The 15,591-nt window shown below is 60.4% G+C and carries 20 protein-coding genes; 9 read left to right on the top strand and 11 right to left on the bottom strand.

The window, feature by feature from the left end; translation table 11 throughout:
• Positions 1-43: 43 nt before the first annotated feature.
• A complete protein-coding gene (locus C2I35_RS21940; protein WP_146050053.1) occupies positions 44-388 on the top strand; it encodes a coiled-coil domain-containing protein in 345 nt (114 codons plus the stop codon).
• 12 nt (positions 389-400) lie between these two features.
• Positions 401-799 (top strand): hypothetical protein, encoded by a 399-nt coding sequence (locus C2I35_RS16115; RefSeq protein ID WP_103764070.1) that lies wholly within the window; start codon positions 401-403, stop codon positions 797-799.
• Positions 800-802: 3 nt separating this feature from the next.
• Here C2I35_RS16115 and C2I35_RS16110 read toward each other — a convergent pair whose 3' ends face one another.
• Positions 803-1,636 (bottom strand): universal stress protein, encoded by an 834-nt coding sequence (locus tag C2I35_RS16110; protein WP_103764069.1) that lies wholly within the window; start codon positions 1,634-1,636, stop codon positions 803-805.
• Here C2I35_RS16110 and C2I35_RS21935 point away from each other — a divergent pair.
• The gene (locus C2I35_RS21935) at positions 1,608-1,874 is read left to right on the top strand and encodes a hypothetical protein (RefSeq protein ID WP_146050052.1); all 267 of its coding nucleotides are present in this window, start codon (positions 1,608-1,610) and stop codon (positions 1,872-1,874) included. The two genes, C2I35_RS16110 and C2I35_RS21935, sit on opposite strands and share 29 nt — an antisense overlap.
• Here the strand turns inward: C2I35_RS21935 and C2I35_RS16105 are convergent.
• Entirely contained in the window at positions 1,841-2,767 is a 927-nt protein-coding gene (locus tag C2I35_RS16105) for a Crp/Fnr family transcriptional regulator (RefSeq protein ID WP_170067240.1), read from the bottom strand. The genes C2I35_RS21935 and C2I35_RS16105 overlap by 34 nt on opposite strands.
• A gap of 163 nt (positions 2,768-2,930) precedes the next feature.
• Here C2I35_RS16105 and C2I35_RS16100 point away from each other — a divergent pair, with 163 nt between their 5' ends.
• Positions 2,931-4,877, top strand: coding sequence for a hybrid sensor histidine kinase/response regulator (locus tag C2I35_RS16100; RefSeq protein WP_103764067.1), 1,947 nt, complete (start codon positions 2,931-2,933; stop codon positions 4,875-4,877).
• Here C2I35_RS16100 and C2I35_RS16095 read toward each other — a convergent pair.
• The 3 genes from C2I35_RS16095 to C2I35_RS16085 are packed head-to-tail and all read right to left on the bottom strand — an operon-like array spanning position 4,855 to position 6,830.
• Positions 4,855-5,619 carry a response regulator transcription factor gene (locus C2I35_RS16095; protein ID WP_211286162.1) on the bottom strand — a complete coding sequence of 255 codons (765 nt, stop codon included), beginning with the start codon at positions 5,617-5,619 and terminating at the stop codon, positions 4,855-4,857. The two genes, C2I35_RS16100 and C2I35_RS16095, sit on opposite strands and share 23 nt — an antisense overlap.
• Before the next feature lie 37 nt (positions 5,620-5,656).
• A complete protein-coding gene (locus tag C2I35_RS16090; RefSeq protein WP_170067239.1) occupies positions 5,657-6,316 on the bottom strand; it encodes a phosphoribosyltransferase in 660 nt (219 codons plus the stop codon).
• 4 nt (positions 6,317-6,320) lie between these two features.
• Positions 6,321-6,830, bottom strand: coding sequence for an Hsp20/alpha crystallin family protein (locus C2I35_RS16085; protein WP_103764064.1), 510 nt, complete (start codon positions 6,828-6,830; stop codon positions 6,321-6,323).
• A gap of 274 nt (positions 6,831-7,104) precedes the next feature.
• Between C2I35_RS16085 and C2I35_RS16080 the strand changes: the two genes are divergently transcribed.
• A complete protein-coding gene (locus tag C2I35_RS16080; protein WP_146050051.1) occupies positions 7,105-7,500 on the top strand; it encodes a c-type cytochrome in 396 nt (131 codons plus the stop codon).
• Between the two features lie 122 nt (positions 7,501-7,622).
• On the opposite strand, the gene C2I35_RS16075 is transcribed toward C2I35_RS16080, so the two are convergent.
• Entirely contained in the window at positions 7,623-8,075 is a 453-nt protein-coding gene (locus C2I35_RS16075) for a host attachment protein (RefSeq protein WP_103764062.1), read from the bottom strand.
• Between the two features lie 10 nt (positions 8,076-8,085).
• Positions 8,086-8,505, bottom strand: coding sequence for a CBS domain-containing protein (locus C2I35_RS16070; protein ID WP_103764107.1), 420 nt, complete (start codon positions 8,503-8,505; stop codon positions 8,086-8,088).
• A gap of 147 nt (positions 8,506-8,652) precedes the next feature.
• Between C2I35_RS16070 and C2I35_RS16065 the strand changes: the two genes are divergently transcribed.
• Both C2I35_RS16065 and C2I35_RS22330 read left to right on the top strand, forming a co-directional pair.
• A complete protein-coding gene (locus C2I35_RS16065) occupies positions 8,653-9,078 on the top strand; it encodes a DUF2267 domain-containing protein (RefSeq protein ID WP_103764106.1) in 426 nt (141 codons plus the stop codon).
• Positions 9,075-9,704 (top strand): DUF3775 domain-containing protein, encoded by a 630-nt coding sequence (locus C2I35_RS22330; RefSeq protein ID WP_211286161.1) that lies wholly within the window; start codon positions 9,075-9,077, stop codon positions 9,702-9,704. The genes C2I35_RS16065 and C2I35_RS22330 overlap by 4 nt, the downstream gene beginning before the upstream one ends.
• A 644-nt stretch (positions 9,705-10,348) precedes the next feature.
• Here the strand turns inward: C2I35_RS22330 and C2I35_RS16055 are convergent.
• From C2I35_RS16055 to C2I35_RS16045, 3 genes are all read right to left on the bottom strand, one after another.
• Positions 10,349-10,705, bottom strand: coding sequence for an SPW repeat protein (locus tag C2I35_RS16055; RefSeq protein ID WP_170067237.1), 357 nt, complete (start codon positions 10,703-10,705; stop codon positions 10,349-10,351).
• Between the two features lie 85 nt (positions 10,706-10,790).
• Positions 10,791-13,184 (bottom strand): endopeptidase La, encoded by a 2,394-nt coding sequence (lon, locus tag C2I35_RS16050; protein WP_103764060.1) that lies wholly within the window; start codon positions 13,182-13,184, stop codon positions 10,791-10,793.
• The gene (locus C2I35_RS16045; RefSeq protein WP_170067236.1) at positions 13,181-13,588 is read right to left on the bottom strand and encodes an Hsp20/alpha crystallin family protein; all 408 of its coding nucleotides are present in this window, start codon (positions 13,586-13,588) and stop codon (positions 13,181-13,183) included. Before C2I35_RS16045 ends, lon begins: the two co-directional genes overlap by 4 nt.
• A gap of 127 nt (positions 13,589-13,715) precedes the next feature.
• Here C2I35_RS16045 and C2I35_RS16040 point away from each other — a divergent pair, with 127 nt between their 5' ends.
• Positions 13,716-14,630 carry a nucleotidyltransferase family protein gene (locus C2I35_RS16040; protein ID WP_170067235.1) on the top strand — a complete coding sequence of 305 codons (915 nt, stop codon included), beginning with the start codon at positions 13,716-13,718 and terminating at the stop codon, positions 14,628-14,630.
• 145 nt (positions 14,631-14,775) lie between these two features.
• Here the strand turns inward: C2I35_RS16040 and C2I35_RS16035 are convergent, their stop codons facing one another.
• Positions 14,776-15,015 (bottom strand): CREC-EF hand family protein, encoded by a 240-nt coding sequence (locus C2I35_RS16035; RefSeq protein ID WP_103764058.1) that lies wholly within the window; start codon positions 15,013-15,015, stop codon positions 14,776-14,778.
• Positions 15,016-15,258: 243 nt separating this feature from the next.
• Here C2I35_RS16035 and C2I35_RS21930 point away from each other — a divergent pair, with 243 nt between their 5' ends.
• Entirely contained in the window at positions 15,259-15,534 is a 276-nt protein-coding gene (locus tag C2I35_RS21930) for a hypothetical protein (RefSeq protein WP_146050048.1), read from the top strand.
• Positions 15,535-15,591 lie beyond the last annotated feature (57 nt).

The following is a 15,591-nucleotide window of genomic DNA, read 5'->3' as shown; positions in this document are numbered from 1 at the left end:
CGTTTCGGCCCGGTTCGCCAACCTTTTCTGAAAGGAGAACGAGATGCCGGAAGATATTCCGAAAACACAGAAAGCGACGGGCCTATCCTCCGAGGATCTGAGCGCTGATCTTCATGAATTTCGCGCCGCGGTACAGGATCTCGGGAAGTTGCTGAAGAAAGTCGGCAAGAAGCGGATGGGCGAGGTCGGTGAGGAGTTCGAACAGCAATCCGAGGAACTGATCCGCCAAGGACGGCAGGCGATACAGGTGCTGGAGCACCGTGTGGAGCAGCTGGAAAAAAGCGTCGAGCGCAGCGTGCGGGATCATCCGGGAGCGTGGGCCGGGGGTATCCTTGGCGTGATCGGTTTCGGTCTCATTCTCGGATTGCTGGCGCGTCGGCATAGTTGAGCGGCGCGTCGAATGCTGCCTCGCGACCGCATAGCAGCCGGCGCGCGTAGGGCCGCTCTGGCCGTTGTCATCGGTATTCTGGGCCTGACTTGCTGGGCCTGTCTGATCGCGGGCATCGTGATAATGGCAAGCCCCGCCCTTGGCTTGGGCGGGGCTTTCCTGGTGATGTCGGGGGCGCTGGCTGCGACGGCGCTGTTGATCGGCCTTGTTCTTCGTCTTGCGGTAGCCTCTGAAAAACAGCGGTCGAAGTCTTCCGATCCCTTGGCCGGGATCGCACTGGGCGTTCTCAAGGGCGGGGTGGCCGGGCTGTCGGAGCGGCAGACCTTGCGGCTCGCGCTACTGGCGGCGGCCGCAATATCGGCGGGCATCGCGTTGCTGTTGCCGCGCCGGAAATCCGAGGATCAGGAGTGAGGTCTATCGCGACAGGAGAACCGGAAGATTTGCCTTCTCAAGAAGGTGCCCCGTAACGGCGCCGATCATGAAATCGTAGAATTGCGAGTGCCCGAAGGCGCCCGCGACGAGAAGCGTGGCCTCGCAATCGTGCGCGGCGTTCAGCAGTTCCTGACCGCGATGATCGACCGTCGCCATCCTGTCGGTCGTCGTCGCCTTGAATCCACGGCGGTCGAGCGCAATTGCAAACTCATCCCGGCTGTCGAAGCCTGGTTTTTCATCGCTTGCGCGGGCGACCAGTGCGATTAGGTCTATCTGCGCGCCGGGCTTGGCAAGGTCGAGCGCATCATGCGCGGCGCGGGTGGCTTCGCGGGTTTCGCTCCAGCCGATGGCAATGGTGTCGAAGGGGGCTTTCACGTCTGCTTCGGGCGACAGAACCAGCACCGGACGACCGAGGTTCCGGATCAGCCGTTCTGCCGTGACCCGATCATCAGGCGCGCGTGTGCCTGAACCATTGCTTCCCATGACCACCAGATCGGCGGCGCGGGCGCCCGCCAGGAAAAATCTTTCGCTGCCGAAGAGCGCGTCCTGCCGGCGAAATTCAGTCCTCAGGTCGTTTTTGCGCGACGCCTCGTCGAACAGGTCGCGAATCTTGTCGGATTCCTTGATCTGCCAGTCCTGAAAGGTTGCATACACCATCGGTGCGGAACTCAGCCCATCGAAGAAGACGACCTGAGAGAAAGAATGCAGGCCAATCACGTGCGCATCGAGCGATAGGGCAAGTGTGAAGCATTTGTTGATAAGCCATTCTGCTTCGGCGGAGTCGAAAATGACCAATGCGATGGTTTTGACGGGCATTGGAATTATTCCTTTGAAATTCGTGAACTTAAAAATGGCCGTCCCGAAGGTTTCGGGGCGGCCTTTGCATTACTTGGACCCGGCCTGTTGTTGGGGCGCGGGTTTTGCCGGTTTCGCGGTCGACGGAGCAGGCTTGCTGCTCTGCTTTGCCGGTTTCGGCTTCGACTTCGGATCTGCCATTGGTACCTCCATGGTTGCGGGTTATTACCCGCGATCAGGAATCCATAGCTTTGGCTGATCATCATTGACGGCTGTCATCAGCCTGACTTTTCCGTGGCGTCTTTCCATTTCGGACCGGCTGGACTGCGCTGGTATCGGTTGTGTGCGAGCGGGTGTCTGCTGTCGGGCAATACAGAAGGGCTTTTGACTGTCCATTCTGGTGTCCGGAGCGTTCAGAACCTCGTGCACGCGGTCTTCACCACACCGCCCGAATAGCCGGAGCTTGGTCATGTCGACCACATCTATCTCTTCCGGGGTCAGCAAGCATATGGCGTTTCGATCGGCAAGCTGGTGCAGGCCTCGACATAGGGTTTCTACGGTCATGTCCAGCAGCGAAGCCAGGTCGCGTCGGGTCAGCGGTATCCGGACGGTTGCCTTGGCGCCGTCGCGCGCGTCAGGCAATTGTTGCACGATCCAGAACGCTATGCGCTGAAGGGTATTGCGGCCACGCATGGAAGCAGCCCACAGCCGATGCTCTTCCAGTTGTTGTGCGGTGATAGCAAGGTATGCCCGGTAAATTTGCGGCTCATCCCGGATCAAAGCGTTCAGCGTCGCGCGGTTGACCCAGCAGATACGGGCCGATGTCGCGGCTTCCCAGGAAAACGCGTTCTCAGCCTTGCATGGATCCCCGACGATATGGCCGGGCTTGAGGAGCTGAAGGATGTGATGTTCGCCGTCCGCGGTCATCAGGACGACCTTCACCAGACCCGATGAGATGATCCCGATCCGGTCTGTAAGTTCTCCTTGTAAAGCCAGTTCGTCGCCTCTTTTGTATCGGGTCTGATGGCATCGTGGTGACAGCAAGCTTGAGCATGCGTCGCCCAGCATGCCACAAAGGCCGAAGTCGTGTGCCGCGCAAGATGCACAGATTTGGGCCGGCGCAATTTGCGCCGTCGTCGTCGAAGTATGCATTGGTCCCCCCAGTGTCCGGGCCATGACAGACGGCCGCATTGGTCCTTGCAACTTTCACATGGGGTCTTTCTATCGAATTGCAGCGGCGACGTGTGGGCGAGAATTGTGTAGAATTGTACGCGCAGGTTCCGCCTTTATTGCTTTAAGTATATGAAAATAGACCATGACAGACACGCCAAAGAGTGTTGAACAGACGGGGCCGGATGGGCTCGACACCCGTCTTGCAATGTTCGTGGAAGATGCCCCGGCGGCCGTGGCGATGTTTGATCGCAACATGCGATACGTCGCGTGGTCGCGGTTTTGGGCTGAGCGTTACGGACTTGTGGACAAAGACCTCAGGCGCGTGTGCCACTACGACATTTTTCCCAATCTGCCCGATCACATAAAACAGGCCCATCAGCGCGGTTTGGCCGGAGAAGGCCTGACGTCGCATGAGGATCGCCTGGTGCTGAATGACGGATGCGTCCGTTGGGAGCGCTGGCGCACAAAGCCGGTCCGCGATGCCCAGGACGTTGTTGTCGGGATCGCGGTTTTTACCGAGGACATCACCAAGCAGAAAGAAGCGGAGTTTCAGCTGCAAGAAAGCGAAACAAGGTTGCGGCTGTTGGTCGATGCGCTGGGGATCGGGACGATCGATTTGGACATCAGTACAGGAAAAATCGAAGTCAGCGACGCCTTTCTCGAGATGACAGATCTTGAAGACAAGGATCTGCCGGCCGATTTCGACGGCTGGATCGTGGCATTGAACCCGTTGGACGAAGAGGCGTTTCGCGAGTCGCGGGGACGCGCGTTTGATCCGGAGGGTGATGGGCTGTTTCGGGCCGAAGTCAGGCCCGGCGCACCGAAGAAAGGTCGCGAGTTGCAGCTTGTCGGGCGTGTCTTGTTCGAAGGCACCGACAACAAAAAGAAGGCGGCGCGGTTCGTCGGGATACTGATTGATCAGACCGAGAGGAACGAGTTGCAGATGTCGGCGGCCAGATCGCAACGCCTGGAGGCGATCGGACGAATAGCCGGGATCATCGCGCATGATTCCAACAACCTGCTTTCCGTCATACTCGCGAATCTTGAGCTTGCTGCAATGCGTGTCTCCGACCCCGCGACTTACGAATACCTCCAGGTCGCAATGGACGCCGCTGAAATGGGGGGCGGATTCAACAAGAAGCTGCTGTCACTTTCCGGGGCGCGGAATTCGCAACCCACACTGATCCGTCTGGACGAACACATCCTGAGAACCTGGGCCATGTTGGAACGCCTGCTGAATGAGCACATTTCCTTGCGTTTCTCGGCTGGAGCGGATGACTATTGCGTCCGTATCGACCCAGCCGAACTGGACGGTGCAATCCTGAACCTTGTTGTGAATGCGCGAGATGCGCAGCCAAATAGTGGAGAGATCATTATCACCACGAAGGATGTCGAAATCGACGCGCAAGCCGCCAAGTCCTATGACAACGGCAAGCCCGGGCACTACCTGGAACTCAGCGTGTCGGACGATGGCGTCGGCATGACCCCAATAGAGGTCAAGCGCGCGAAAGAACCGTTTATCACCAGCAAATCGCCGGAGATGGGTACGGGTCTTGGACTGACCAGTGTGTTTGCTTCGGTCGAACGGGTGAACGGGTTCGTTTCGATCGTGTCCGAAAAAGGAGAAGGAACGACGGTGTCGATCTTTCTTCCGGTCGCGGATGGCATTGCTCATCGAGAGGAGCGGGAGGCTGAGATACCTATGGGCAATGGCGAGATGATCCTCGTCGTGGAGGACGATGCGCTGGTGCGGGAGGCGACCCTGAAGCGTCTTGAAGCATTAGGATATGCCGTGATCGAAGCGGCGGATGGAGAGACCGCCTTGCAGCTTTTGAGCGAGGGGGAAGTGGTCGACCTGGTTTTTTCCGATGTCATCTTGCCGGGTACGATCTCGGGATATGACATTGCGGAAACGGTTCGGGAGCAATACTCGCAAGTTGCCGTTCTTTTGACCTCGGGACACGTGTCCGGCCGGCGACTGCCACGCCATCCGCGCGGCCGTCTGCCGGAACTCCTCAAGAAACCATATCCGCTGACGGTGCTGGCGCAGGCGGTTGAAAGGGCGCTCAGTCCTCGCGGGAAGGCTTGACGTCCCCGCTAAATACGTAGCCAACACCGCGAACCGATCGGATCAAAAGAGGAGACTCTCCCGGCGTTTCGATCTTTCTTCGAAGGCGCGCGACGTGACCATCGATGCTGCGGTCATAGGGCGACCATCCCCGTCCGTGCAGGGCGTGCGAAATCTCGTCTCGGCTGAGCACGCGGCCGGGGTGCCGCACGAACAGCTCCAGCAGTTTCAGTTCCATTTCCGTAAGATCAAGCGGCGACCCGTCGAGGTGCCGGGCAATATGGTGTTTCAGATCGAGTTCGCTGTGATCGAACAGAAGCTTGCCCGAAGGTTGAACGGTGTCTTGATATCTCTCCAATGTCTTTTGGACCCGCATTACGACTTCCTTGATATGGAAGGGTTTGACGATGTAATCGTCCGCGCCGCACTCCAGCCCCCGGACGCGGTCGTAGGGGTCGGATCGGCCAGATATCATCACGACGGGGATATTGCGCTTTGACCTCAGTTCCCGCGCAAGGTCCAGGCCGTCGTCGCCGCCGAGATTGAGATCCAGGGTGATGAGGGATACGTGGTTTTCACGCAAGTTGCTGAGCATCGTTGCCCGGTCGCTGGCTTCGTGCACGTTGTAGCCTTCGGACGAAAGGCCGTGGTTCAAGGCTTTTCTGATCTCGGGGTCGTCATCGACGACAAGGACGGTTGCTTTCGTCATGGCTGTCACGGCGGAAATTTCTTCGATTATAGCGGGTGCTGCAGAAAGCGCCAAACCATGCTTCGTCCAAAGGCGGAAATTGTCATCGCTTTCAGGCCTGTTCGCGGCGGAGACAGGAAAGCATGTCTGTAACCTGCTGGTCGGTGACCTGAGGGAAATCCCGGTATGCGCAACTGATCGAGTAGAGCCTGTTGGATCGGTGAGGGCAAATGACCCGGACGCCACTCATGGACAGGCGGTCAAGCGCGCCTTGCAGAGCGACGGGAACGGCCACGGCGATGGCGCGTGCGCCCTGACGCCGGACCATTGTCAGCGCCGCTTCAAGCGTTGTACCCGTCGCGGCGCCATCGTCCACGATCAGCACGTCGCGATCAATGAAAGGCAGGGGGCTCCTGCCTTCCAGCCACATGCGTCGCCGTTTTTCCACCTCGCGGATCGGCTCTACGGCCAATGCCTGGATATCAAGCTCCGACAAGTCGAGCATGTCCTGAAGGGTTCGGTTGATCGCAAGCTGGTCAGGGCCGGGCCCGGTGACGGCGGCGACGGCCAGTTCCGGATTATTCGGCAGACCCACCTTGCGCACGATCAATATATCGAAAGCGCCACCCAAGTGGCGTGCGATGTCCGCGGCAATGGGGACGCCGCCGCGCGGCAGTCCCAGAACCAGCCAGCGGCGGTCGATATCGGGCGGAAGTGCTGCGATCAGCTGGCGCGCCGCGTCCGCCCGATCCTTGAAAAAAGGGCCAGACACCCGGCTATGCCGCCTTGACAGCGATCGTCTTCTCGGACGCCAGGGCCGCCTTGGATTTCGGCAGTTGGATGGTCAGCACGCCCTTGGAGAACTCTGCCTCGATCTTGTCGTGCTCGATGTTTTCGGGCATCCGGATCGTGCGCTGAAAACTGCCCCAGCGACGTTCACTGAGATGATGGCTTTCATCCCCTTCTTTCTTCTCGTCGGATTTCTCGCCGCTTATTGTCAGCGTTCCGTTACTGATCTTCACGTGGATTCCGTCGGGGTCCAGTCCCGGCAACTCGGCGGTGACGGCATACCCTTTTTCGGTCTCGGTCAGGTCGACTGCCGGACAGAGGGGAAACCCGCGTGACGTCTCTGGAAGCGCGCGGTCGAACCACAGGCGCGGTTCAAAACTGTCGAACAGGCGCTCCATCTCGTCGCGCAAACTGCCAAAGCCGGTCCATGGGTTGATCGGCCGGTTGGTTGCGCGTGCTTCGCGTGTGACAGGGATATCGGTAGACTTATCAGCCATGTATCGCTCCTTTTGAGTTAATGCCGTTGGCCGAACTCACGGGATGCATCGCCCAGCCAACGGCAATTTCCGCGATTTCCGGGGACAGGCGGAAGTTCCACGCCTGCTTGGACAAAGGCGTAGTCGCGAATTTCTCCAAGATGTCCGAGTCGTTCCCCACTCTCATTGATGGTCATCAATACCACGTGCGCGGTGCAAACCCGGGCGTTGACGGTCGTCAATGATATCGAGCCGAACAGGCGCGACGCTCGGGCAGCAACTGGAGGATCAAGATATGAAAAAGTTCTTTTTGATGATGCCTTTCATTCTCGGGAGCGCGGCAATGGCCCAAGAGCATGATTGGGGCGCTCGTTTCTATGCAGAGAATTGCGCGGGGTGCCACGGTGAAACCGCCAAGGGCGACGGGGTCCTGGCTGACTACCTGACGGTCGATGTGCCGGACCTGACCTCGCTCAGCGCGGCAAACGATGGTGTTTTTCCGATGCTGCGCGTCATCCAGATCATTGACGGACGTAGCGGGTTGCGCACACATGAAAAACCCATGCCGCTCTACGGCGCTATCTTTCGCGAAGATCTTCAACCACCCATGGGAATGCCAGGTGCGTCGGAGCCGTTGGTTCGCGGACGCGTCCTCAGCATCGCGGAATACCTGCAATCAATCCAGGAATAGCGCGACTTGTGAACGCTGCGGGCAGGTCTTTTGTCCTAAGTCGGAAGGGCCTGGCCAAAGCCTACGCGTGACTTTGTAGCCGCACTCAAGCATTCGCCTGACCGGGCCAAGCATTGCGGTGCCTATTCGTGTGAGACGAGGGCGCGAATGGCGGCGACGAGTTCGCGACCGGAAAACCGCACCAGGTTCTTGACGATCTCGCGACGCACGCAGTTCGCCAGACCTTCGGGTGCCTGAGCCCGCCATAGGCCGATGGTTTCGGCTGGAGCAATCAGAACCAGTTCCTCGAACGCCCCGATTTGCGCCTCTTTTTCGAGGAAAGCTTGAACATCGCGCATGAAGTTGCGTGCGTCTTCTTCTAGAGGGTCCGAACCGGGCGCGACCGCGGATCGCCGGCGCCCGCCCGCCGAAGCGAAGCTGCGGGTCGGGCGGTCACGTTTGACCTCGCCCACGGAGCGTCTGCGGCCCTGCATCGTGATTTCGGTTGGCAATGGATCACGTATGCCGGGCAATTCGCGCAGGATACGCGCCCGGTGCGCGTTCATGACGATGTACCATATCCGCGGGCGTTTCATCGCCACGGACCTATTTGTGATGATCGGCCACGGCGCGTGTCAGTTCGCCTGCCAACTGAAGTCCCGCTGCATGGGCGACATCACCGAGGCTGAGCATGCCTACCATTCTTTTGCCATCATCGAGCACGGGCAGCCGACGGATCTTCTTCTGATCCATGAGGTGGATGGCGTCTTCGACCGTTTCCTCGGTGCGGCAGTAAACGATGCCCTTGGTCATGACCTCTTCGGCGGTAGTTTTATGCGCATCGAGCCCTTTGGCTATGACTCGGATCGCCAGATCACGGTCCGTGATCATGCCGATCAGTTTGTCGTCCTTGCCGATGGGAACGGCACCGATGTCGTCCTTTGCCATGCGCGACGCGATTTCGCTGACAGGGGTGTCGGCTGTAACCCATTCGGCCGGTGCATGCATTGCCTCACTGACTTTCATGATGTCCTCCGTGGAATAACATTGATCGACAGTCGTGCTTTCCTGCAAGCCGGTCATTGACCACCGTCAAGCCCCCGCTGTGACGGTGATCAATGCGATTTGACCCGGACCCTTCAGAGTTCTGGACGGCAAGAACGGAGGATGGACATGAAACCCACCGGACATACCGCGATCGACCAGGCGCCACAGGTCGTCGCCGAATGGATCAACCTGCTATGCGACGATCTGGAGTGGCACGAGAAGGGGCGGGCATACCTGCTGTTGTCCGAGACGTTGCAGGCCATCCGCGATTACCTGGGCGTAGACGAGGCCGCTGACTTGGCGGCGCAACTGCCGCTGATCGTGCGGGGTATCTATTACACCGGATGGAACCCGTCCAAGACACCGGTGCAGCCGCGCGGCAAGTCGGAGTTCCTGGGCAGGGTGGCCGGGAAGTTCAGCAAGCAGCCGCTGGAGAACCCCGAACGCGCTGTTGCCGCGGTGTTCGATCTGTTGCGGCGCAAGATTTCGATGGGCGAGATCGACCAGGTCAGCAATGCCATGCCCGGTCCGCTGCGGGAGCTTTGGCAATGACGGAGGTTCGGCGAAGCGGTCGTTTTGATGACGCTGGGGCCCAGGCTGGAACGCCGGAGCGCAAGCGCAAGCCGGGTGCTGCCCCGGCTGCGCCCTACGACCCGGTTCTGGAAGCGGGGCTGGAGTCCTTTCCCTGTTCGGACCCGCCTGCGTGGGCCGGTTTCAATGAACCTGCATCGAAAAAGGCGACGCGATCCGGATCGCGCCGCAAGATACGCGGGCTCGATCCAGAGAGCCCGAACGGTGAAGACCTGCAGGTCCCGGTGCGCACCGTTTGCTATATTGCCGAGCGGGCCCATGACCTGATGGGAAAATCGGCGAGCACGGAGGCGGAGGACGCGCCGGACGAGGAGGACGCGGTGGCCGATATCCTGGAGGATCGTGGCCATGATGCCGTGGAAGAGGAACTGCGGTCGGTGATCGACGATCTGGATGAAATCGCCCAACGCGACCTGGTCGCACTTTTGTGGCTGGGCCGGGGCGACGATGAATGGAATGTATTGCGGGACCTTGCCTGGCAGGAGCGCACGTCTTCGCCTGCGAGCTACCTGCTGGGGACGCCGTTGTTGGCGGATTATCTTTTTGCGGGGCTTGAAAAGCTGGGGCTGGAGTGCCCGACTTCGTGAAAAGCCCCGCTTCATTGACGGGCATCAATGGCCGCCAGAGGGGAATCGCGTAGTTTGAATTTATCGACGGGAGGAGTGGAACCGGAGCAAAATCTTGGCACGACGTCGCGAGACGCGAACCGAAAGATGGTGCAATGGCGAAGCATTGAGACCTGTTGATCGGGGGGCTGCCGGATGATGGCGATAGCGCCAGAGGCGACTTTGGAACCTAAGTCAGATCCCGGCGGCCCTTTGAATACTTGAAGTGATTTCGATATGTCCAAGCCCGGGCGGAGATAATCCGTCCGGGACATTAAGTCTTAGAGGGCCTTTTTCCGCGTGCCGACTGGCCGGCACCGACGCCATTGATCGCGATCAATGGCGAAGTGACGAGAGCCGGGCATGCTGTTTTCATCGACGGGAGGAGCGGAACCGGAGAGGGCTCGTTGGAAAACGTTGCAAGGCGCGGACAGCGAGACATTATACCGGGAAAGCCATGAGACCTGTCGATCCTGGATCGTCGGGCAAGGGTTAGCGCACCTGGGGTGACCTTGGATGTGGAAGCCGGGCCTGACGGTCCCGCGGCGGACCGCCGGCCGCTTTGGAGCGGGATGCGAACCGGGGCGAAAGCGTTCGTCCCGGTTTCTTTTTTGCAGGTTACTTGTTCAGAAGATGTCTTTCATCCGCGGCTGGAGCAGTGCTGCAAGGGCCATCACGGCGATGACCGCACCGCACAGTATCGCCAGCCAGGTCAGAACGAGTATCTCTTTGAAGCCCAAGACCCAGGGTGAAACCACCATCCAGAGACCGAGCACCAGCGTGAGCCATTCTTCCCATGCCTGGTGGTCATAGAGGGCTGCCGTCGCTATCGCGACGACGGCGATGCCTACGACCACGAAATTCAGCGTTACGGGGCGAAAGTTCATGCCCTCGGGTGGCGTGATTTTCAGGACAAAGAGGGCCGCGACGAGCACGAGGCCCGTCAGGAGCGTCACTGTGTCCTGCCAGTGTATCCGTTTCATGTTTTCCTCCATTGGCAAAAGGCGCGGTTTCGCGCCACGGACAGCCACAGGATGCCAATGTCGGACCGTGATGCATTGATGGCTATCAAGCACGTTTTCTGGAGCGCTTGGCGGGGCGCTTCTCAAGCGCGTGTTCGAGAACATCATCGACCGTTTCCAGCCAGATGAATTCAAGCCTTGAGCGGGCGGCTTCGGGGATGTCTTCGAAATCGTGCCGGTTGCGTGCGGGCAACATAACGCGCTTGAGGCCCGCGGTGGCCGCCGCGACGACCTTTTCGCGAATTCCGCCGACCGGCAGCACGAGTCCGCGCAGGGATATTTCGCCGGTCATGGCGGTATCGCTGCGCAGCTTGCGATCCAGCAGAAGCGAGGCGAGGGCTGCGAAGATCGCAGTGCCGGCGCTGGGCCCGTCCTTGGGCGTGGCGCCTGCGGGCACGTGAATGTGGATGTCGGTGCTTTCAAATGTCTTGGGGTCGATGGACAGCGCCTTGGCGCGCGCCTTGACCAGGGTCAGGGCGGCCTGCGCGCTTTCGCGCATGACGTCACCCAGTTGGCCGGTCAGGGTGAGGCTCCCCTTGCCGGGGGTGCGACTGGCCTCGATGAAGAGGATATCACCTCCGACCGCCGTCCAGGCGAGGCCTGTGGCCACGCCGGGCAGGCTGGTGCGCATGGCGACCTCGTTCTCGTAGCGCGGCGGGCCGAGGATTTCGGACAAGTCGGTTGCCTTGACCTGGAAGGTTTTCGTCTTTCCCTCTACGATATCCACGGCTGCGTGCCGCAGGACCGCGCCGATCTTGCGTTCGAGGCTTCGGACGCCTGCCTCCCTGGTGTAGTTGCGGATGATGGCATGCAGGGCGTCGTCGTCGATACTGACCTGCTCCGGCTTGAGGCCCGTCGCTTGCATCTGGGATTTCACCAAGTGGCGCTTGGCGATCTCCAGCTTTTCGTCCTCGACGTAGCCGGGCAGGGTGATGATCTCCATCCGGTCGAGCAGCGGAAACGGAATGGTGTCGAGCACGTTCGCCGTGGTCAGGAACACCACGTGGCCGAGATCGAAATCAACGCCAAGGTAGTTATCGCGGAAGGCGGTGTTCTGCGCAGGATCGAGGACCTCGAGCAGGGCCGAGGACGGATCGCCGCCGATCCCGCGCCCCAACTTGTCGATCTCGTCGAGCATGAGCACGCAGTTGCGGGTGCCGGCGCGGCGAATGGACTGGATCACTGTGCCGGGCATGGCGCCGATATAGGTGCGGCGGTGGCCGCGGATCTCCGCTTCGTCATGCACGCCGCCCAAGCTGAGCCGTGCGAACTTGCGTTGCATGGCGCGGGCGATCGACTGGCCGAGGGAGGTCTTGCCAACACCGGGTGGCCCAACGAAACACAGGATCGGCGCCTTGCCGGTGGGGGCAAGCTGACGGACAGCCAGATGCTCGATGATCCGGGTCTTTATCTTGTCCAGGCCATAGTGATCGGCGTCGAGCACGCGGCGCGCTTCGGCGAGGTCGATCGGGGCCTCCTCGGGGAGTTGCCAGGGTAGGTCGACCATCCAGTCCAGCCAGGTACGCAACATTCCCGCCTCACCGGAGCTGTCGGACATGCGCGCGTAACGCCCCAGTTCCTTCAGGACGTATTTCCTGGTTTCTTCGGGCATTCCGGCCTCTGATATGGCCCTGGTCAGCTCGGCCACTTCCTCGGCGGTGCTGTCCGCGCCTTCGCCGAGTTCGCGTTGGATCGTTTCCAGCTGTTCGCGCAGCACGGCCTTTCGGTGCCTTTCATCGAAGGCCTCTCGGGTCTGTTCGCCGATTTCGCGGGTGATGCGCAGCACCTCGAGCCGGCGCGCCAGCAGGGTTGTCACCTTGGCGATGCGGGCGCCGATATCCAGCGTTTCCAGCAGTTCCTGGCGATCCTGCAATGGAAAATCGGAATAGGCGGTGGCGAGATCGGCAAGCAGGCCTGGCTCTGTCATCTGACCGACGGATTCGGCAAGGCCGACCGGCGCATCGGGTAGGGTTTCCAGGAGTTCGACCGCCAGTTCGCGTAGGTAAAGAAAGCGGGCCTCGGTTTCTGGCCGCTTGTCGGGGGCATCGGTCAACTGTGTGACACGTGCGATCGGGAAGGGCGTGTTTTTCAGCAACTCGGTCACGCGGAACCTCCCGGTGCCCCGGCATATGAGGTGGTTGCCGCTGTCGGGGGACGAGACGTAGCGCAGAATGGTGGCCGTGCACCCGATCTTGTGCAGGTCTTCGGCATCCGGTTCGTCCTGCGAGGGATCGCGTTGCAGGATGACGCCGATCGGGCGCTCGCCGCGGACCGCCTGTTCGACAGCCATGACGGAGCGGGGTCGACCGACGGCAAGGGGAAACACGGTGCCGGGGAAACCCACGAAGTTGCGAACCGGCAGGAGGATCAACCCGTCGTCGGGAATGGGTACGAGGTCTTGCGGCTGCTCGGGCGCCCGCATGGTGTTCTGCTTTGTCATCCCTGGGCCTCCGACGCGGGTTTCTTGAGGTGGATCACGAGATATCCGTGGAATGACTGCCGCTTGACCAGCTGGCACCCGGCGGGGATGCGCACCCGGCGCTGAAACGGACCCCAGGGCAGTTCGACGCGAAGCAGCCCAGCCTCGCGCCATTCCGGCGGCCGTTGCCGTTCGCCGCACAGGATCAGCATGTCGTCCTGGGCGGTGACGGTGACATCGGCCGCCTCGACCCCGGGCAGTGCGACATAGGCCACGATCTCTGTGCGCGTCTCGATCAGGTCGAGCGGCGGTTCCCATTGGGCAGCCGTGCCGATGTCGAAGCTCAGTCGTCTGAGATCATCGACCTGCGCCAGAAGGCGCAGTGCCTGGGACAACATGAGGTTTTCTGCGGTGTTGGATGGCATCGGGAACCTCCGGAAATGTTCTATCCATCGATGCGATGTGTAGGGCGGGGGCGCATTGACCGCGGGCAATGCGCGTTTGTTCCATGAGGTCATGCTGGTTCCAGCACACCGTTTCAGAGCCGCTGACATGGCAAATTCAGAGCGCACCCGTACCCCCGCCCGCGCGCACCTGCGCGAGAACGCGCAGATCGCCGCACGATTGCGGAGCTATGCGGACCTATTGCAAAAACAGGGCGACGACGGGTTTCGCGTGCGCGCCTATCATGCGGCGGCAGACCGGATCGAGGACATGAACCTGGCGTTGCGAGGAATCTACAATTCCGGCGGCATCAAGGCGCTCGTTGCCCTGCCGACGATTGGGGATGGCATTGCGGCCGCGATCGTGGAGATCCTGACGACGGGCCGGTGGGCCCAGCTTGAAAGGCTGCGGGGAGAGACCACGCCGGAGCGGGTGTTTCAGACTGTTCCCGGCATCGGGCCGGTCCTTGCCGAAAGGTTTGCAACGCATCTGGATGCGCAGACGCTGGAAGAACTGGAAGCCTTGTTGCACGATCCGAAAATGTCCGTGCCCGGGCTTGGCCGGCGGCGGCGCCGGGCCATCCTTGCGGCGCTGGCGGACCGTTTGGACCCGATCCGCCTGGCGCGGCGCGGAACGCAGGCGCAGGACAATGCGCCGTCGGTATCGCTGCTGCTGGACGCCGATGCGCTGTTTCGAAAACAGGCGGCTGCGGGCAGTTTGCGCAAGATCGCTCCGCGCCGTTTCAATCCAGAGGGCAAGGCCTGGCTGCCGATCCTGCACCTGAGGCGAGGCGACTGGCACCTGACGCTGCTATATTCCAACACCGCCCGGGCACATGATCTTGGTATGACGAAGGACTGGGTCGTAGCATTCTATCACCAAAAGGACGCGCCGGAAGCGCAGTGCACAATTGTCACCCAGAAACGAGGGCCGCTGGACGGCAAGCGCGTGGTGCGGGGACGCGAGAATGAGTGCATGAGCCACTACGCCAATGCGGGTGCAGCAGCGGATGCATCGGCGTAAAGTTTTTTTATCAAGGGCAGGTAGAGGGTCAGACGCCGGAGATTCGAATTCGGCGCTCCGTACGGCTTCGCGGCATTCTGGTTTCTACGGCGAAGACGGTCCGTGCGGCATGAAGTCCGAACGGGCCGTCGTTTGAGCGCAGGGCTCATTCAGGTTTTGCAAGCGTTCCGGCATCCATAGCCACGGTCATTTCATCCTCGTCCAGGCTGCCATCCGCATTGGTGTCCATGGCCGTGAACTGTTCCTCGGTCACGTCGGTGTAGACTGCGGTAAGTTCTTCGTAGCTTGCCATGCCGTCTTCGTCCGTATCGACTTCCATCATTTGTGCGAAGGCGGTTGAGGACAGAAAAACGCTTGCGACGAGCACGGGGGCAAAGTGTTTCATTTCAAAACTCCATCTAAAGGTCGGCGCGCCAACAGGGCGCGTCGATGGCGCCACGAAAACACGGGCCGGGCATACGGTCATTGTCGAAGATCAATGGCTGGTGCGTGACATGACAAGGCGGGGGAACATTGGCGGAGTCTTGCTTGGCCAGGACAGCCATTCCCCACTATTGACGTCCGTCAATGTAATACCGTCCGCGTCCGAGCATCTTGCCGCAATGCTGCAACGGAGGGAGAACAAATCATGCCGGCAGATCACCAAATCGAACACTCGCATCGTGATGAGTTTGTGCTGGCCCCCGAGAGTATCCCGTCGACCGTCTTCTGTGATCCAGGAAGCCTGCAGCAAAGCAATGCCGCGCATACCCCTGACCCGCTGGGACCTGACCCCAAGGCTTCGGTGGAAGTCTTTGCGGATCTCGGCTTGAGTTCGTCGGAGATCGCGCAGTATTTCGGTGTTCCGGAAGGTCGGATAACTCGATTGCGGAAAGTGTTGGGGCGCAAGGCAATGCCATGTTGACGAAGACTTTGCCTGGCCATTGCGCACAGACGACCGACCAGGAACAGTGAACAGAGC

This window comes from Roseovarius confluentis (assembly GCF_002917925.1).
GTDB lineage: Bacteria > Pseudomonadota > Alphaproteobacteria > Rhodobacterales > Rhodobacteraceae > Roseovarius > Roseovarius confluentis.
Note: the sequence above shows the minus strand (reverse complement) of the source record. Positions and strands in the feature narration are given on the sequence as shown.